The organism is Exiguobacterium sp. ZOR0005 (assembly GCF_000798975.1).
In the GTDB taxonomy this organism is placed as follows: domain Bacteria; phylum Bacillota; class Bacilli; order Exiguobacteriales; family Exiguobacteriaceae; genus Exiguobacterium; species Exiguobacterium aurantiacum.
In genome coordinates, this window is the sequence record NZ_JTLB01000035.1 from 1 (window position 1) to 17712 (window position 17712).

General features: G+C 54.0%; 17 protein-coding genes. 2 read left to right on the top strand and 15 right to left on the bottom strand.

Annotated features, from left to right (window positions below; all coding sequences use genetic code 11):
* The first annotated feature begins 144 nt into the window (after positions 1-144).
* Positions 145-1227 (top strand): diguanylate cyclase, encoded by a 1083-nt coding sequence (locus L971_RS14125; protein ID WP_047376392.1) that lies wholly within the window; start codon positions 145-147, stop codon positions 1225-1227.
* 44 nt (positions 1228-1271) lie between these two features.
* Here the strand turns inward: L971_RS14125 and L971_RS14130 are convergent, their stop codons facing one another.
* The 15 genes from L971_RS14130 to L971_RS14200 form a co-directional block, all read right to left on the bottom strand.
* Positions 1272-1892: a hypothetical protein gene (locus L971_RS14130; protein WP_047376394.1), complete on the bottom strand. Its 621-nt coding sequence runs from the start codon at positions 1890-1892 to the stop codon at positions 1272-1274.
* Between the two features lie 15 nt (positions 1893-1907).
* A complete protein-coding gene (locus L971_RS14135) occupies positions 1908-2600 on the bottom strand; it encodes a glycerophosphodiester phosphodiesterase (protein WP_047376396.1) in 693 nt (230 codons plus the stop codon).
* Position 2601: 1 nt separating this feature from the next.
* Complete coding sequence (locus tag L971_RS14140; RefSeq protein ID WP_047376399.1) at positions 2602-3909, bottom strand: ABC transporter substrate-binding protein; 1308 nt, start codon at positions 3907-3909, stop codon at positions 2602-2604.
* 15 nt (positions 3910-3924) lie between these two features.
* The gene (locus tag L971_RS14145; RefSeq protein ID WP_024370803.1) at positions 3925-4734 is read right to left on the bottom strand and encodes a carbohydrate ABC transporter permease; all 810 of its coding nucleotides are present in this window, start codon (positions 4732-4734) and stop codon (positions 3925-3927) included.
* Positions 4731-5636 carry a carbohydrate ABC transporter permease gene (locus tag L971_RS14150; RefSeq protein ID WP_024370804.1) on the bottom strand — a complete coding sequence of 302 codons (906 nt, stop codon included), beginning with the start codon at positions 5634-5636 and terminating at the stop codon, positions 4731-4733. The genes L971_RS14145 and L971_RS14150 overlap by 4 nt, the downstream gene beginning before the upstream one ends.
* On the bottom strand, positions 5633-6724 hold the full coding sequence (locus L971_RS14155) for an ABC transporter ATP-binding protein (RefSeq protein ID WP_047376401.1): 1092 nt from the start codon (positions 6722-6724) through the stop codon (positions 5633-5635). Before L971_RS14155 ends, L971_RS14150 begins: the two co-directional genes overlap by 4 nt.
* Positions 6721-7308, bottom strand: coding sequence for a glycerol-3-phosphate responsive antiterminator (locus L971_RS14160; RefSeq protein ID WP_231557619.1), 588 nt, complete (start codon positions 7306-7308; stop codon positions 6721-6723). Before L971_RS14160 ends, L971_RS14155 begins: the two co-directional genes overlap by 4 nt.
* A 199-nt stretch (positions 7309-7507) precedes the next feature.
* Positions 7508-8995, bottom strand: a complete 1488-nt coding sequence (locus L971_RS14165; RefSeq protein WP_047376402.1) for a cryptochrome/photolyase family protein — start codon at positions 8993-8995, stop codon at positions 7508-7510.
* Between the two features lie 162 nt (positions 8996-9157).
* Entirely contained in the window at positions 9158-12412 is a 3255-nt protein-coding gene (locus L971_RS14170; RefSeq protein ID WP_197053183.1) for an Ig-like domain-containing protein, read from the bottom strand.
* Positions 12413-12599: 187 nt separating this feature from the next.
* Positions 12600-12878, bottom strand: coding sequence for a hypothetical protein (locus L971_RS14175; protein WP_047376406.1), 279 nt, complete (start codon positions 12876-12878; stop codon positions 12600-12602).
* Positions 12879-12935: 57 nt separating this feature from the next.
* On the bottom strand, positions 12936-13985 hold the full coding sequence (locus L971_RS14180; RefSeq protein WP_047376408.1) for a C45 family autoproteolytic acyltransferase/hydolase: 1050 nt from the start codon (positions 13983-13985) through the stop codon (positions 12936-12938).
* Positions 13986-14048: 63 nt separating this feature from the next.
* Complete coding sequence (locus L971_RS14185; RefSeq protein WP_047376410.1) at positions 14049-15788, bottom strand: methyl-accepting chemotaxis protein; 1740 nt, start codon at positions 15786-15788, stop codon at positions 14049-14051.
* Between the two features lie 97 nt (positions 15789-15885).
* Positions 15886-16338: a hypothetical protein gene (locus L971_RS14190; RefSeq protein ID WP_047376411.1), complete on the bottom strand. Its 453-nt coding sequence runs from the start codon at positions 16336-16338 to the stop codon at positions 15886-15888.
* Positions 16339-16349: 11 nt separating this feature from the next.
* Positions 16350-16772, bottom strand: coding sequence for a 3-hydroxyacyl-ACP dehydratase FabZ (gene fabZ / locus L971_RS14195; RefSeq protein ID WP_021066156.1), 423 nt, complete (start codon positions 16770-16772; stop codon positions 16350-16352).
* Between the two features lie 13 nt (positions 16773-16785).
* Positions 16786-17037, bottom strand: a complete 252-nt coding sequence (locus L971_RS14200; RefSeq protein WP_024370816.1) for a DNA-directed RNA polymerase subunit beta — start codon at positions 17035-17037, stop codon at positions 16786-16788.
* A gap of 197 nt (positions 17038-17234) precedes the next feature.
* Here L971_RS14200 and mscL point away from each other — a divergent pair, with 197 nt between their 5' ends.
* A complete protein-coding gene (gene mscL / locus L971_RS14205) occupies positions 17235-17612 on the top strand; it encodes a large conductance mechanosensitive channel protein MscL (RefSeq protein WP_047376415.1) in 378 nt (125 codons plus the stop codon).
* Positions 17613-17712 lie beyond the last annotated feature (100 nt).

Genomic DNA, 17712 nt, shown 5'->3' on the forward strand with positions numbered 1-17712 from the left:
CGACGAGCTTGGCCCATAACCGTGGCTGGTCAAAGCACGGCCTTCCCAAGAAGCTCCCACTTCAGGTTGCGAAGCAAGCAAGTGGTGAGTAGTTCACCGGTCTGTTACGTTTTAGGTATAGTGATTTTCGAAGGAAGTGACATTTTGCCGTTTACCGCTCTTTTATTGAACGCCTCTGTTGCGTTCACAGGCTTCTACCTGATTTCCAAGTTGTATCACTCCGACCGCTTCGGCTCCTTTCGATCCCGTGGCTTCTTAATCGGATTATTGACCGGGGGACTCGGTCTGTTTCTCATGGTCAACGCGGTCCAAGCGAACGATGAGGTTCGCGTCGACTTACGGTACTTGCCGCTCGTCCTGCTCGCCTTTTACGGGGCCCGCTTCCCGCTTTTGATTGCGACGGTCATCATCGCGAGCACCCGCTTTCTGTTCGGGCTGACCGACCAGGCCATCGTCGCGTTTATCGCCACGTTCGTCGTCGGCGTCGGCATGTGGTGGATTCATCGTCACGTCCGTCGTCTGTTGTTGCAGAGTATGCTGTTGCACGTCTGGGCGCTCTTCATCACCTCGGTCTCGATCCTCATCAATCTCGGTTGGAACAGTGCTTACGTCGAGATTGTCTTGACGTTTTGGATCGTCGGACTGCTCGTCGGGACACTCGCGAGCCTACTCGCCATCGACTTAGAACAAATGACTCGACGTTCCAAGGAATATAAACATTCGGCCGAACGCGACCATTTGACCGGTTTGTTCAATCGCCGGATGTGGGAGGAACGAACCACATCGCTCGTGTCCGAAAGCAGGACGTACAACGTGCTCGCGCTTGATATCGATCATTTCAAACGTGTGAACGACACGTACGGTCATCCGAACGGTGACCTCGTCTTGAAACGATTCGCCGAACTGTTGAAGATCGAGACACGTTCCCATGACGTGGTCGCACGAATCGGAGGCGAAGAGTTCATCATTCTCATCTATGACTTGTCTCCCGAAAAAGTGACCAAAGTTTCCGAGCGGATTCGGAAACGGATTGAGGCCGAGGCGTTTACCTTATCTGACGGGACATCGATTCAAGTCAGCGTCTCAATCGGCATCGCCCATGGAAGCGCGCTCCCGGTCGAATCGATGAGCGACGTTGCCGATACGGCGCTCTATGAAGCAAAAGACAATGGACGAAACCAGACCGTGCTGTTACACGCCGACGCACGCATGCTCGTTCCGAATTGATAAAAGGAGGTCTCCTCATCGCAAGCTGATGAGCGGACCTCCTTTTATAATTTACCGAACGTCTCAAGCGCTCGCAAATAACGACGATACCCGTCTTTTATTTCTTCCTCCGTCACGTCAGACGGCCACATCGAGCGCGGGATCCGTCCTGTATATTTCGCACCGCCCATATGTGCATAAATGTACGACACGACTTCTTGACTCGTGTCGCGCGTCAAAAAGCCGGTCACGTATATCCCGTCCTGACTCTCGAGAACGATGTCGAGACGGCGTCCCTCTTGCTCGTCGATAATCAATTGGTTGTAGCGTCGATGCGCCTCGTCCTTATGCTTATACACCATGCCTCGCCGCGCGTTGTCATCACGTTCCCACTTAGAGTCCGCTCGCTCTTTCGCGTTAAAGATTTTCTCGAGGACGGCCGGGTCGTCAATCGTGATGCAACAAAAAATGTGCGGATAGGACAGTTGGTCGTCATTCACCAAGTCCATAATGTCCGTCTTCGGGATGATGTGCGCTTTATAACGGACGAGCAGACGGCGAACGACCTCTTCTTTTTCGAAGACGAGCCACTGCTTCCTGCGCTCGAACTTCTCGTGGAGCATCTTATAGTCCATATGATTCACCTCACCAATCAGCATACCAAAAAACGGCGTCCGCTCGTTCATGGACACCGCTTCTATTCAGCGAATCGATTCGCGTACTGGCGCTAACAACTCCACATCATCCGTCATGACCGCGTCGACATGCATCGTGTCAGGGAGCTCGCTCGGGTCATTGATTGTGTACAAGCGTGTTCGAATCCCTCTTTCACATAACGTTTGCCACGCACGCGTCCCGATAAAGGCAGGCTGTGCGTGAACGGCCTCGGCTTGAACGTGTTCGACGAACTCGACCAAGTCGGGATGCCCGTCCCCCGTCAGCACGGCAATCCTCGCCTCAGGTGCGACCTCACGCAAGCGGACGAGCGTGTCCGGGTTGAACGAGGAGAAGACAACGCGGTCCTCGAGGCCGAACTCTTCCGTTGCGAGCCACGCGAGTGATTCGATTCCAGCGTAGGCGAATTGGTCCGTCTTCAGTTCAACGTTCACCGTGACGTCGTGCGGTGTGACGAGCGCGAGCACTTCCTCGAGCGTCGGGATGCGTTCCCCTTCACTTCGAAGCGCGCGCAGTTGACGGAGCGTCATGTCTTTCACATAGCCGCTCCCGTCCGTCGTCCGGTCGACCGTCTCGTCATGGATGACAACGAGGCGGCCGTCTTTTGACAGCTGCACGTCGAACTCGATGCCGTCGGCGTACGGGAGCGCCGCCTCGAACGCTATCAATGTGTTCTCGGGATATTTGGCGCTATAACCGCGATGAGCGTACAGGTGCATGTTATTGCCCCAAGGTGGAAGTCGTCTCGTCAGCCGCACGTTTTAACGCATCCTCGACCGACACGCCTTGATACAAGCTCTCCATCGCATTGACGACGCTCTGGCGTGACTGCGGGAATGACGAGATGAGCGCACCTTGTGTCGCCGGCGACGTCTTCGTCTCGCTCAACTGGTCGACCGTCACTTTGAGCTGCGGATACTCGGCCCATACTTCTTCGACGATCGGCTCGTTGTACGCGTCCGGGTTGATGGCGAAGTATCCCGTCTCGACGTGCCATTTCGCCTGCGCTTCTTTCGAGGCGGCGAATTTCATGAACTCCCACGCCCCTTGTTTCGTCTCGTCGGCGATGCCGTCACCCATCCAGAGCGAGGCGCCTCCGATGACGACGCCTTCCCGGTCCGACTCGTTCGGTACCGGCAAATACGAGACACCGACGTCAAACGGCGCGTTGTCGACGACCGTTCTTACACCGGCCGACGAGTCGAGGTACATGGCGACGTTGCCCGATTGGAAGGCGGCGCGCATGTCGTCCCAGTTTTGACCGACGTTCATGAACGTCTTCTCGTCGTACATGTCTTTAATCAAATTGAAGGCGTTCTGCCCTTCTTCCCCGTCAAACACTGCCTTCGTCGGATTTCCGCTACGCCCGTTGTCGTTGTCGACGTAAAGACCGCCCTGTGCGGCGACGAGCTGCTCGAAGAACCAGCCGTAGTTGAGAATCGTGAATCCAGTCTGGTCGTCGGTCGTGAGTGCCTTCGCCGCTTGTTTCAACTCGTCATACGTGCGCGGCGCCTTCTCCGGGTCGAGCCCTGCTTCTTTGAACGCATCCTTGTTGTAGATGAGCACCGGTGTCGACGAATTGAACGGCATCGAGTACTGCTTGCCGTCGACTTGGTAATAGCTCAAGATGTTCTCTTCCCAGACGCCCGTGTCGAAATTCTCTTTGTCGATGAATTCTTGGACCGGCGTGATCTTGTTCGTGTCGATCATATACTTCGTCCCGACCTCGAACGTCTGCATGATCGCCGGTGCGTCCGCCGAGCCGGCGACTGCGTTGAACTTCGTGAGCGCCTCTTCATACGTCCCTTGGAAGATCGGCGTCACTTCATAGTCGTCTTGCGAAGCGTTGAAGTCGTCGACTTGGTTGTTGAGCGCGGTCTCCAAGTCCCCGCTCATCGCGTGCCAGAACACGACTTCCGTCTTCCCGTCTGCGGTCGCCGCTGCTTCTGGTGCCGCCTCCTCGCTGCCGCACGCCCCGAGCAATAACACCGAACTGGCCAATCCTGCGAATAATGCTTTTTTCTTCATGTAAACTTCCTCCTTTTATTTGATGGCACCTTGCGTCAAGCCTTCTTGCAATTGCTTTTGTCCCGCGAACAGTAAGAGCAGTGTCGGGATGATGATCATGACGACGGCCGCCATGACGACGCCCCAATCCGAGGCAATCTCGTTCGACTGCATCTGTTTGATTCCGATTTGCACCGTTCGCGCCTGCTCCGTGTTCGTCACGAGGAGCGGCCATAAGTACATGTTCCATGTCGTCAAAAAGCTATACACCGACAATGTGACGAGCGGCGTCTTCGAGACCGGTAAGACGACGTTCCAAAAGAAACGGAAGCGGCTGATGCCGGCGATTTGTGACGCCTCGTACATCTCGTGCGGGATCGTCTTGAACTGTTGCCGAAGTAGGAATGTCCCGAAGGCGAGCGCGAAGAACGGCACGGACAAGCCCCACACCGAGTTGAGCCAACCGAGCGACTGCACGGTCAAGAAGTTCGGCACCATCGTCGCTTCCCACGGCACCATCATCGTCGCGAGAAACAGCATGAAGATGAGCCCTTTCCCTTTGAAGTCGATGAAGACGAACGCGAACGCGGCGAGGCTCGACAAAACGACTTGTCCGACCATGACGAGGAGCGCGACGACGAGACTGTTGACGAGATACGTCAACAGCGGGATCCGCTCGAACGCGGCGACGTAGTTCGCGAGCGATGGTTCTTCCGGGATGAGGTTGCCTTTTAGCACCTCGCCCCCGTCCATAAGGCTGATCGAGAACGCATAGACAATCGGGAACAGCATGACGCCGGCGCTCAAGACGAGCAGCGCGTAGACGAGCGTGTTGCGTAACGTCATTGGTAATGCACCTTCCTTTCGACGAGCTTGAACTGGAGCCACGTCAACAGGAGCACCGTCACGAATAAGAGCACCGCCTGGGCGCTAGCGCCGCCGACGTTATAGTTGATGAACGCGTCCTTATAGATGGCGTAGACGATGACGTTCGTCGAGTTCGTCGGTCCGCCTTTCGTCAGCAAATCGATCTGCCCGAACGTCTGGAACGCGTTGATGAGCGAGATGATGCCGACGAAGAACAGCGTCGGTGACAGCATCGGGATCGTGATGGCCCGGAGTTGCGTCCAATACCCCGTCCCGGCGATGTCCGCACTCTCATAGAGCGTCCGGTCGATATTTTGCAGGCCGCCGAGGAGAATCAAAAACGTGAACCCGATATTCATCCAGACGGTCGCGAGCGACACGGACAGGAGCGCGTATTGCGGATCGAGAAGCCACTGTACCCCGCTCGCCCCGACCGCTTCTAAAAAGCGGTTGAAGATGCCGATCGACGGGTTATACATGAACATCCAGATGACCGATGAGGCGGCGACGCTCATCCCCATCGTCGCCGAGAACGCCGTTCGGAAGAATCCGATGCCGCGCAACTTCTCGTTGGCAAGCAAGGCGAGGCCTAGCGCGATGAGGATCGTGAGCGGCACGGTCAAGGCGACGAACCCGACCGTCGCCTGAACGCTTTGCCAAAACGTCGCGCTCGTGAAGAGCCGGGCGTAGTGCCCGATCCCGACGAATTCGAGCGGCGTCCCTTGCGTGTCCGTCCGGAAGAAGCTCAAGTAAATCGTCCGGAGGAGCGGATAGACGAGGAAGATCCCGAATAATGCGATGGACGGCGACAAGTACAGCAGGCCGCTCGCCGCATCCGACAGTCGGGCCTTCACCCGTTGTCTCGGCAGTGCGACCGTCATTGGAACACCTCCAGCGCCTCAAACAGTTTCGGTTGACGCGGCTCGATCCGTTGACCTGCCGTATCAAAGAGCGACATCTGTTTCGGGTTGATGTAACAAGCGACCTTCTCCCCGATCGAGAGCGGCCACTGTCCCGGCCATTTGGCGAGCCATTCGGCACCGCCGACATCAAAGGCGAGAATCGTCTCTGTGCCGAGCACTTCGATGTTTTTCAACTCCCCGTAGAACGTGACGTCATCTTTTGCCGGATGGATTTGTTCCGGACGGACGCCGAGCGTCGCTGTGTCTGCGGCCGTGATTGTGTTCGGACGGAAGACGCGCCCATCTGAGGCGATCCAGCCGCCCTCGACGCGTGACACCTCAGTCAAGTTCATCGGCGGTGAGCCGATGAACGAGGCGACGAACGTATTCGCCGGCTTGTTGTACAGATCGAGCGGCTTGCCGACTTGTTGGACCTCGCCTTCATTCAACAGCATCATCCGATCGGCCATCGTCATCGCCTCGACTTGGTCGTGCGTGACGTAAATCATCGTCAACTTGAGCTTCCGTTGCAGTTGACGGATCTCGGAACGCATCTTCGCCCGGAGCTTGGCGTCAAGGTTCGAGAGCGGCTCGTCCATAAGGCAAATCGGCGCCTCGGTGACGATGGCTCGGGCCAGGGCGACCCGTTGGCGTTGCCCGCCTGACAGTTCCCGCGGCTTTCGCTTCAAGTAATCGGTCAGCCCGAGCGTCTCGGCGGCCGCATGGCAACGTTCGCGCTGCTCGAGCTTCGTCAGTCCTTTCGTATGTAGGCCGAACGTGATGTTCTTCTCGACCGTCATATGCGGATAGAGCGCGTAGTTTTGGAACACCATCGACAATTGGCGCTCGCTCGGTTTGAGCTCGTTCGCGGCGACGCCGTCAATCCGGAGCGTCCCGGCCGTGATCGACTCGAGTCCGGCGATCATGCGGAGCATCGTGCTCTTGCCGCAGCCGGACGGTCCGACGAGCGCGAAAAACTCGCCCGCCTCGATCGTGACGTCGATGCCACGGATGACCTCGGTGTCACCATACGACTTTTTGATTTGTTGCAATTGAATCGACTTCATATGATGTCCTCCTTCATTCCTTGTGACGCCCAGAGCCGCTCGTCCCCCGTCGAGACGGCGAACGCACCGTGCGAGAGCGCCTGATGTACCTCGATCGGCTTACGGATCATACCGCCCGTCACGATCGGAAACGGCACGCTCCCGGCGACGTGCTCGATGACGTTCGGGATGAGGCCCGGCATGAGTTCGAGCGCGTCCGGCTCATGGTCGTTCGCCATCTTGATGCCAGACGTGACGGCATCCGAGTCGACGAGGAAGAGGCGTTGCACCGTCATGAGTCCGGCGCGTTTCGCGTGCTGGATGACCGACGCCTTCGTCGTGACGATGCCGTCCGCACCGACACGCTTCGCCAAATAGTCGATGCCGTCCCGGTCAAGGCTGATACCGTTGATGCGCTCGGCGTGCAAGAAGACGGTCTTGTTCTCACGTTTCAGATGCGACACGTAGCGGTCGAGCGTGCTGAGCGTGCCCATCATGAGGAACGTCGTCGTAACGTCCGATTGCAGGAACTTCTCGAATTGTTTCGGCGACTTGATGGAGGCGATCATCTTCTCCTCACCGATCGTGCGAAGTGTTTCATTCACTTGACTCACCCTTTCCTAAAAAAAGGACCAACAGAAACTAGACGTCAATGACGTAAGGGCTTCTGTTGGTCTCTCGAATGTTCTACCGTTTGCTATTCACTTGGCATGAGGGGTCTCACAAGTCTTATCGTAACGGATGAATGTAAAGCGTCCGTGAAGCGTGTGAAAATAATTGTGAAGACGATGTAAAAAAACCGACTCACAAGGAGTCGGTTACGTCGAGCGTTTGTCTCGCCTTCGCCAAGATGTCCGCTTTAACGTCATCATCACGGCCTTGCCAGTTCCGGAGCATCATCTTCATCCGCTGATTGTCTTTGAAGCGTTCCTGGTGTTTGTCGATGAAGTGCCAATAGAGGGCATTGAACGGGCACGCGTCTTCCTCGGTCGTATGTTTCGGATTGTACTTGCACCCTTTACAGTAGTCGCTCATCCGGTCGATATACTTTCCAGAAGCGATATACGGTTTCGTCGCGAGCTTGCCGCCGTCCGCGTGGAGCGCCATCCCGAGCACGTTCGGCAACACGACCCAGTCGTAAGCGTCGATATACATCTCATTGAACCAATCGCTCGTCTGTTGCGGTGAAATCTCGAACAACGTCGCGAAGTTACCGAGCACCATGAGCCGCTGGATGTGGTGGTTGTGCGCCCGCTCGATGACCGGCTTCACGCTTTGGTGGATACAATGCATGTCCGTCTTCGCGTCCCAGAACGAGTCGGGTAAGTCGCGCTCGTGCTTGAACGTGTTCACCGACTCGTAACCGGGCATCGACGCCACGTAGATGGCACGCATATATTCCCGCCAGCCGAGGATTTGTCGGACGAACCCCTCGATTGAGGCGAGCGGCGCGTCAGCCGCGCATGCGGCCTCGACGACTTCACGTGGCGTGAGGAGTCCGATGTTGATCGCCGCCGACAACAGACTGTGTGACATCTCTTGATTGTCTGACAGCATCGCGTCCTGATACGGTCCGAACGTCTCGAGACGTTCCTCGATGAAACGATTCAACGCACGTCTGGCCTCACTCCGCCTCACCGGCCAGACGAACGGCGTGATGTCCCCGGGATTGTCTTGAAAGTCGCGTTCGACTTTATCGATGACAGCTTTCGTGATTTCGTCCGGGCGGAAATGGATCGGTGGCGCGAACGTCAACCCTGCTTTCGGCGGTTTCCGGTTGTCAGCGTCAAACGACCATTTGCCACCGCGCGGCTTCCCATCCTCGAGCAACACGTCGAACCGTTTTCGCATGTGACGGTAGAAGCGGTCCATCCGCCACGGCTCGTTGCCAATCGCGTCGACGGCCTCCTCCTTCGTTAAATAGAAGAGCGGCACGTCCGTATGTTCGACGAGTGTGTGTTTCTTCCCGAACTGTTTCAACTTCTTCTCCATGGCGGCGTCGGTGACGGCGGTGTAATGGATCGCTGCCGGGTCGTATCGCTTGAAGTGGTCGTCCCACGCGTCTTGGAACGAGTCGGCCTCATGATAGTCGACGGTGAAGCCTTTCTCACGCAACTCGTCCGCGAAGTGACGCATCGCCGAGAAGACGAGGACAAGCTTTTGTTTATGGTACGTCCGCCACATCGCCCGTGACGTCGCCTCGATCATGACGATGACGTCACCGTCTTCAACGTGGTCGAACATCTCAAGTTCGTGCGACAGCTGGTTGCCGAAAATCCAAAATGAGCGCATGAAATCAACTCCTTTTCCTGTTTTGAGTCTCTGTCCCGTAACAATGAGGAACGTTCATATTTCGAATACATCTGTTTCCATTATATAGATGAGAGATCTAGCATTTCTGTTTTGAATATGCAAAAAAGTTTCCCGGGACATAATAGACCCGAGAAACTGTTTTTATCGTTGTACGGTGACGTTGATTCGCTCTGTCGCATAACCAGAACGCGTCATTTCGACCGTCAACATATTGCCTTGCCGTTGTTTATTCACATACGCTTTGAAGTTTCCTTTCGCGTCGACTTTGACAGCCTTCCCAACCTTCGATGCACCATTGTACACTTGGACGGTCGCACCCGGATGCCCTTTGCCTGTTACATAGATGTGGCTAGAACGAAGCGTATTCACACTGAACTGTTTGAAGACATACTTAATCGTCTCTTTTTTCACTGGCGACTGGTTGCCGGCAGCATCTTTCACATGAACCGATACAACTTTCCCCGGCAACCATTTATTGATCTTAAATGCATATGACCCCGTACTCGTCGCCTTCGTCGTATATGTTTTCCCGTTATATGAGATGAACACGGTCGCCCCTTTTTCTGTTTTACCCGACACATGCGTCGAAGTGGCCGTGATTTCATTAACGGATGGAGCAGTCGGTGCCGTATTGTCTTTCGCTTTAATCGTCGTCACGACTTGCTTGCCGATACGAGGGGTCATCACAAAACGAAGCTGCTCCCCTTCCGTGTAGGCGCGTACTAAATTGAAGTCGAATCTCCCGGTCCCGTCCAGCGACGAATGACCGATCCGTGTCGTCCCGCTCCATACTTCAAGTGTCGCATACGGATCGCCGTTCCCGGTGATTTTACGGACACCTTGTTGGAATTTGACGTTCGAGACCGCTTTTGTGACGTATGGCTTTGTGATCACTTTTGTCATCTCATATTTAACCGTTTTATCTGGATTGATGAGCTTGACTGTCACGGTCGCAGGTAATGCGATGTCGTTCGGCCAAGTGATCACGTTACCAATCTGAGTATACTTTTGCGTTTTTCCATTAATCGTGAATTCATAGTGGTTTTGGTTCATATACTCATTTTGCATATAGAACCACGCCTTTTGACCGCCATCTAGACGGATGTCTTGAATCTTCTCTCCATTCGGCGAGATGTAGCCATACCCTTTGTTGCCCGCCTTATCCGTCGCCGTGATTTTCACTTGTCCATATTTTTGAGACACGACTGGATCGGTCGTCTTGATTGTGAACATCCCCGTGCTCGAGACGACGACAGGTTTGTCTTTGTCGCTTCGATACGTGAACGTCACGGTCGATCCCGGTTCTGTCTTCCCGTAAATCAAATGTTCTCCCGTCAAGACGTGTTTTTGGAGAATGACGCGTGGCGCTGTCGTATCTTTCACCATGATTTTATTACCGCCAGAAGGGTTACCGGCCAAATCTTCCGCATGAATGATCAGGTGTGTGATGCCATCTGTTTTGAGTCCAGAAACAGGCAACATCCCGCCAAGCGAGAAACCAGAACTGAGAGGCTTATACGGTTGAATCGAGTTTACCTTATTTTTTCGGACGATTGTATTATTTTTGTAGTAAACAATCTCGAAGTTACCGACGTACTCATTCGCATCAAACATAATCTCTTTTGCGTCTTCTGATAATACCTCGTGAATTTGTAACGTCGGTCGCACGGTATCTTTCACTTCGTATTTGAACGTCTGACTCGTCTTACCTGGGACGGTGACGAGCACGTTAAACGCGTTCACTTTCTTCAAGTTGACGGCAAACTCAAACTTTCCGTTGGCATCTGCCTTCACTTCTTTCACCACACCGTTTGTAAACTTGAGTGATGCGTTCGGTTCCGTCGTCCCTTTCAATAACGTCGTGTCGTTCGTCAAGTCAAAGATGATTGGCTTTTGAATCGCGTCGAACGTGCCTGTTACCCACGCCGACACACGCCCGTCGTAAAGAACAGTCCGAATGACGAACTTGTCGTTCACACCAAGTGAAAGTACAGGATTGTTTGGGAAAACCTTTTGCGTATAAGAACGTCCATCTGCTTTATCAATCTTCGCTTCAAACCATAAAAATTGATACGGGTAATGGAACGGCGGAATCGTGATGGCGACTTGGTTGCTCTCCATCTTCAGGACAGGTGTCGGCGGCACACGGTTGTCGTCGGCACGGAACACTCCTTTTGGCGTCTTGAGTCCTTCCTCGTCGACATACGATACCATATAGTCGACTTCATATTGTTTTGGTAAGTTGAATACGATGTTCCCTTGTGCGTCACTCTTCGCTTGTATATGAATTTGATAGGTATCATAGCTAGTATTTTTGCGGTCCCAATACCATACGTTAAACGTTTGATTCGGTGTCGCTTTTCCGATCAATTGAGCATCCTCTAACTCGAAAGACACTTTTTCAAATTTCATTGTCGCGTCATTTCGCTTCACCTTCACTGGTTTCGTAAATAAAATCTGTCCATCTTTTTGAATGGTGAGGACTCGATTTACTTGCTCATTCAGCTCGTATTCACAATAAAAAGAGCCATTATCTTTACTCGTTTCACATCGTTCTCCGTCAAGTAGGATGTCTGCGTTCGGATACGTCACACCACTAAACTGTGTGAGCGACTCTTCAATAATGAGTACGGGTTGCGTGTCCGTTGGGTTGAAAGCTGGAATCGTGAATTCTTTCACTGCCCCCTCTGCTTTATTCACAAAGTGCATCGCCTCCACCGTGTATGTCTGTTCCTCAAACGCCCGTTGCTCCCAGCCTGTGAACGGAAAATCGAACTTTCCACTCGCATCTGCTTGACCTGTCCTTACGAGATCGCCTAATCGGATAAAAATCGTGACGTAAGGCAGTGCGGTACCTGAAACACGTAATGTTTCATGCGGCGGTTCGTCCAATTGCATCACATCAGGGTTTGCCGGAGCCGCTTCATAAGATTTGATTGGAGTCGAAGCCTTTTCTGGGCTGCTGACGTACACACTCACCGTCTCCTCTTTGTTTTTAGGGATGTGCAACTGCCCAATCCCTTCTTTCGCCCGTCCTTCATACGTCGCATGAATCGTATGATCGGGATGTGTGACGAACACAAACGTGTTGTCGATCACCCCTATAAATGTCGCATCTTGAGGTTTCACTAACATCTCTGGGGATTTTGGTTCTGGACGTATCGTCACATCAATCAATTGATCAAACCCATATTGGTCTCGCTGATACACCGCAATTTGACCAACTGGCACATCATCAAACGTGTATGTAAATTTTTTAGTGGCGTCACTCGTCGTTGTCACAACTTGGTGATTCGCAACGATCGTGACGTGTTGGTTCGGTTGATCCGTCGTCCCTTCCACTCCTCTTACATTGTTTATTGTCTGATTTAACGTCGCGGCCGATGCTAATGGCATTGGAATCATCGTCCCGACCAGCATCATTATCATGAACACGGTAAAACTCTTCTTTATAAGTGCAACCATCTTTCTTATCTCCTTTTGGTAATATCTGAGTAAACAATAAAAAATATAGCACGATTTTCAATAAACTAGTCGCCACTTTCGAAAAGTAGGTCAATAAAAAAGAGCCAGACAGATGTGTCTAGCCCCGGCTCTTCCGCGTCACCGCCACCCCGCCAAAACCGCTGATGATGGCGATATAAAAGCCTAAGTCGTAAAACCAACCAGTGTTGTTCACTTCGTACACGCGATACGTGTCATTGAACAATCCTAAAATGAGTGACACCGGTGCGATCCAGCCGTGCCAAATCCCCCAAAAGAAGCCGGCCGGGTCGGTCGTGTACGTCCCGTCGCCCGGCACGCAGCCGCCGAGCACGATACTCATGCTCAACATGATGGCCAATACTCCGATTCGTTTCATATAAATCCCTCCTGTTATCACTATTCCCCGTTTTTTATTAAAAAGCACTGACCGAAGTCAGCGCCACAATTGGACCGTGTTGGCGAACTCGATATCGGTCGCGATCTCGCCGTCGAGGGCGTGAAGGTCAAAGTCCTCGCCGTCGAGCCACGTTTGAAAATCGAAGATGACCGGGTCGCGGTCGCCACCGAGGGCGAACCACGTCTCGAGCGTCTCCGGGAAATAAGCCGCCGTATGGATCGTGCCGGCCCAGCTCTTATACAGCTCCGAGAAGACGCCCTTGTCCGAGTCGTTCATGAGCCGGAACGCGCTCTCGGCGTCTTGGACGATATGTTGATACATCTTGATCTCCATCATCCGCCGCGTCGAGTCGTCAAGATGGTAACGGTTCTCGTGCTGCAACAGCTCGAAATGGTTCGTGCAAATGTTCGACTCGCGGACTTGGATGTCGCGCGGTGTCGCCTCGATGACGCGCGTCTTCGACGACTTGTCATGGACGACGTACGTGAACGAGCCGCGATGCGGGATCTCTTTCAACAAGTCGACCGCCTCCTCGACCGTCGCGCACGTCTCGAGAATCATCCGCCCGATCATCTGACAGACGAAGCCGTCACCAGGTCGCCTACGGTTGATAAAGTTATAGCCCATGGCGAGCCCTTTCTCGTTCATCCCGTCCATCCGTCCGGTGACGCGCGAGACGGGACCGATGACGGCGTAGCCTTCGTCCGGTTGGAACACGTTGAACCGTCCATCGTACGTCATCGGGTGATAATCGTAGTTGCGGACGAGGAAATTGTCGCCCGTCAAAATCGAACAGCCGCTGACCGGGTTGTTCACCCGGAAGTGACCGAAGTGAAGGAGCGTATCGGCGAGCGTCAGTTCGAGCTCGTCTTGCAGGCCGAGCAGTTCTTCCCACACTTTTGGGGCGAACCGGTCGAACGCCTGCTTCGCCTCGCGCTCATCGATCTCAAAACGCGGGACGCGGAGCTTCCATTGGTCGGTCCGGTTCTCGAGCAGTTTGCTGCGCTTGATGTATTTACCTTGAAAGCGGCCGAAGTCGTAATGACTGCCGCGGAATTGTGTCAGTTCACTTGAGACGCGTTGCATGAAAAAACCTCCCTTGCGCCCATTATAGCGGACGCGCGGAAGGTCTGTCTGACTTGAAGCTGTTCACAGCTTGAACTGACGGCTCATGCGTTGCATGTCCTCGGCCGTATGCGACAACTCTTTGACGAGTCGGTTCATCATCTCGCTCGTGGCCGACATTTGCTCGGTCGAGGCCGCGACTTCTTCGTTGCCGGCCGTGCTCTCTTCCGAGATCGACGCGATGTCCGAGAGTCCTTGCTTGATATCCGTTTGGTTCGCCTTCACCCGGTCGAGCTGCGATTGCATCGAATCGGTCAGACGTTGCATGTCGCGCACACTTTGTTCAATCGCGTTGAACGCCTGTTTCGTTTCCTCGAGCGTCCGTTTGCCGTCCTCGGCGGCACGCATGCTGTCCGTGAACGTCTCTCCGAGTGCGATCGAGTTGTGTTTGACGCTTCCGACGATCTCGGAGATTTCACTGACCGATTTTGCTACGCTCGTCGATAAGTTCCGAATCTCAGAGGCGACGACGGCGAAGCCTTTCCCGTGCTCCCCGGCGCGGGCCGCTTCGATGGCCGCGTTCAAGGCGAGCAAGTTCGTCTGTTCCGAGATTTGACGAATCATCGTGACGAGCGTCGTCACTTCGTCGGCCTGGCGCTCGAAATCTTTCACTTGGCGCTGTGACGCTTGCACTTGGCCGTGGATGTTCGTCATCTTCCCGACGGCGTCCTCCATAAGATGAAGCCCTTCTGTCGTCACGCGGCTGACGTCTTCCGCTTGTCCGCTCACTTCGGCCCCGTCCTTGGTCGTCTGATCGACGAGCTCTGAGAACTCGTTCATATGGCCGTACAGCCGCATCGTCAACACGCTCTGGTTCTCGACACCGCTCGCGATTTCTTCCATCGTATAAGCGATTTGCCGTGACGCGTCGTTCACTTCTTCCGAGATACTCGCCACGTTGCCGCTCTCGTCGCGTACCGTCTGTGCCGACGTCTGTAGGTTTGAAATCAACTCTTTCAACATCTTCGTCATCTTGTCCATCGACGCGGTGAGACGCTTAATCTCATCGTTTGAGCGAATCTGGATCTTCTCCATCTCTTCGGAAGCCGTCAACAAGTCGCCTTCGGCGATATGTGTCGCGACCCGCTCAAGGTCCCGGAGCGGGCGCAACTTCCAGCCGAGGTAGCGCCAGATGGCGAACGAAGCGAACAAGAGCAATCCGAGGAGTCCGAGCAACACTGGCGGCAGACTTGCTCGCAACACGTCGTTTGTCACCGCTTCGACGTCACGCGCCCCTTTGTCGATGCCGAGAAGGCCGATGACTTCATTCCCGCGCATGATCGGCACGAGCACGGTCATGTAGTCGCCATATTCCGGGTCTTCGACGATCGGTGTCGTGACCTGTTCTCCTTCGAGCGCCGGACGCGCATCCTCGAGCGACGTCGCCGTCGTCGGTGTCCCGATGTCGACCGCATCGTCGGCGCTCATCCCGTCGACGATGATTTTTAGCTCATCTCCATCCACAGCAAGCGTATAGACGTACATCGCCCCGATTTGCGTCCGGTACGTGTCGAGCTGTTCCCGAAACTGCTCGAACGTCGCGTCTTTCGTCGGATTTTGAAGAAACGCCGCGTATGCGTCGGCGTCGATCGTCTCGCTGATTCGGTCCGCGTCATCTACTAACACGGCCTGCATCGAACGGAGCACCGTCTGTTTCGTACTGACGACCTGCACCATCATGAAAATGATGACGAGCAACGTGACAAAGGCGAGCATCGCCAGCAAAATGCGGGTCTGTAGTGATTGTGACTTGTTTCGATTCATCGTATCCCCTCCAATTCGTCCTTATTGGATGTATCGGACGAACGGCGTAAAAATTCATACAAAAACGGACGATTTTCGACAAAATCGTCCGTGCTGTTCATTCATTTGTCGAATTGACGACTTCAAGCGGGATCGAGACCTCGATTTCCCCTTCTTCCGCAAAGTGGAAGAGCGGCAACGTCTCGGGCACGAACAAGTCCGGGTTCAAGTCGAGTTGATAGACGTACGTCCGCACGTCCCCTTCTCGCTCGGCCGTCAGTTCACCGAACGGGATCGGGACCCGATTGCCGTCAATTTCATAACTGATGACGGTCGTCGGTTCGAGGCGCCGGTCTTCGAGCATCCGAATCGTGAACAGCATCGTCGAGCTGTTCGTACGCTCGAGGGACACAGCGATCGCTTCCGATTGTCCGGCCCGCTTATCGATCATCGCTTCATCGACTTTCTGTTCGTACACGACGTTCTCTTCGGTCACTTCCTCGGTCTGCAACTGCTGACAGCCGACTACCGCCATCAGTCCGAGTATTAAAGCAATCACCAACACGCGCATGTCGTTCCCCCTCACTTCAGGGCGAAAGTTAGTTCTGCTTCACAAGCGACTTCTCCATCGACTGTCGCCACGGCACGGCCTTTGCCGATCGGACCGCGCACTTTCAAGATCTCGACCTCGAGACGCAACTGGTCGCCCGGGACGACTTGACGTTTGAAACGACATCCATCGATGCCTGCGAAAAACGCGAGTTTGCCGCGATTTGACTCTTGTTTGAGCATCGCGAACGCACCGACTTGTGCGAGCGCCTCGACGATCAATACGCCAGGCATGACGTTATAGTCTGGGAAGTGTCCGTTGAAGAACTCTTCGTTCGCCGTCACATTTTTTAATCCGACGGCCCGTTTGCCTTCTTCGACCTCGAGAATGCGGTCGATGAGCAAGAACGGGTACCGATGCGGGATTACTTCTTTAATCTGTTCAATCGTGTACATGGTTCCACCACCCTTATGAGGTTAGCCAAAAATCGGTGATATGGCGCCACGTGTCGATGTTGAACACGTCCCTCCACTCGCCGCCGCCAATGACGCTGTACCCGATAATGGCCCCGATGGCAAGCATCGCGACGGCCAATATGAGGACAACGATGACGCGCAGCAAGATTGGGAAACGGCGGTAGTTCGACAAACGTTTCCGTTCCGTCCGCTGTTTCGACTCTTTTTCTTCCGAGCCATTCTGTTCTTCGTTCGCCACGTCCATTCATCCTTTCAGCTCATCTGATTATAACATATTAGTACCAGGTATTAAAACTGTTCCATGAGTTCTCTTTTAGTGTAACGTATCTAGAAATGGCGAACAAGCGCCTCGACCTCGAGACATTAAACTGAAAAAAGGATATTGCTTCGAAGTTGGATATGCTACCGTGAGAGTATTCATCGAATAGGAGGCATCATTCTATGTGGAAAGAGTTCAAAGAGTTCGCCATGCGCGGTAACATCATCGACCTTGCCGTCGCCTTCATCCTCGGGGCCGCGTTCACGGCGATCGTCAACTCGCTCGTCAACGACATCTTCATGCCGCTCCTCGGCATCTTGATCGGCGGCATCAACTTCTCCGATTTATCGGTGAGCGTGCTCGACGTCGACGTCGCGTACGGCAACTTCATTCAAGAGATCGTCACGTTCGTGCTCATCGCGTTCGCCTTGTTCATGATGGTGAAAGTGATCAACCGCTTGAAGCGAGAGAAAGCCGTCGAAGAGACGCCAGAGCCAGAACTGTCGCGCGAGGAACAACTCCTTGCCGAAATTCGTGACTTGTTGAAAGAGCGTCCATGACCAAAAGCCTGAACCCGTCGTGAAGTGCTCCCTGTCAAGTAGACAGGACAAACAATGAAAACCAGCCTAGGCGGCTTGAGACCTGTATTCGACAGGGCTC

Bases quoted from the DNA above. Each gene is read 5' to 3' on its own strand.
- L971_RS14130 (WP_047376394.1), bottom strand. From the start codon at position 1,892: ATGAACGAGCGGACGCCGTTTTTTGGTATGCTGATTGGTGAGGTGAAT.
- L971_RS14190 (WP_047376411.1), bottom strand. From the start codon at position 16,338: ATGCGCGTGTTGGTGATTGCTTTAATACTCGGACTGATGGCGGTAGTC.
- L971_RS14185 (WP_047376410.1), bottom strand. From the start codon at position 15,788: ATGAATCGAAACAAGTCACAATCACTACAGACCCGCATTTTGCTGGCG.
- L971_RS14175 (WP_047376406.1), bottom strand. From the start codon at position 12,878: ATGAAACGAATCGGAGTATTGGCCATCATGTTGAGCATGAGTATCGTG.
- L971_RS14170 (WP_197053183.1), bottom strand. From the start codon at position 12,412: ATGCCATTAGCATCGGCCGCGACGTTAAATCAGACAATAAACAATGTA.
- L971_RS14165 (WP_047376402.1), bottom strand. From the start codon at position 8,995: ATGCGCTCATTTTGGATTTTCGGCAACCAGCTGTCGCACGAACTTGAG.
- L971_RS14145 (WP_024370803.1), bottom strand. From the start codon at position 4,734: ATGACGTTACGCAACACGCTCGTCTACGCGCTGCTCGTCTTGAGCGCC.
- L971_RS14140 (WP_047376399.1), bottom strand. From the start codon at position 3,909: ATGAAGAAAAAAGCATTATTCGCAGGATTGGCCAGTTCGGTGTTATTG.
- L971_RS14150 (WP_024370804.1), bottom strand. From the start codon at position 5,636: ATGACGGTCGCACTGCCGAGACAACGGGTGAAGGCCCGACTGTCGGAT.
- L971_RS14135 (WP_047376396.1), bottom strand. From the start codon at position 2,600: ATGCACCTGTACGCTCATCGCGGTTATAGCGCCAAATATCCCGAGAAC.
- L971_RS14180 (WP_047376408.1), bottom strand. From the start codon at position 13,985: ATGCAACGCGTCTCAAGTGAACTGACACAATTCCGCGGCAGTCATTAC.
- L971_RS14155 (WP_047376401.1), bottom strand. From the start codon at position 6,724: ATGAAGTCGATTCAATTGCAACAAATCAAAAAGTCGTATGGTGACACC.
- mscL (WP_047376415.1), top strand. From the start codon at position 17,235: ATGTGGAAAGAGTTCAAAGAGTTCGCCATGCGCGGTAACATCATCGAC.
- fabZ (WP_021066156.1), bottom strand. From the start codon at position 16,772: ATGTACACGATTGAACAGATTAAAGAAGTAATCCCGCATCGGTACCCG.
- L971_RS14200 (WP_024370816.1), bottom strand. From the start codon at position 17,037: ATGGACGTGGCGAACGAAGAACAGAATGGCTCGGAAGAAAAAGAGTCG.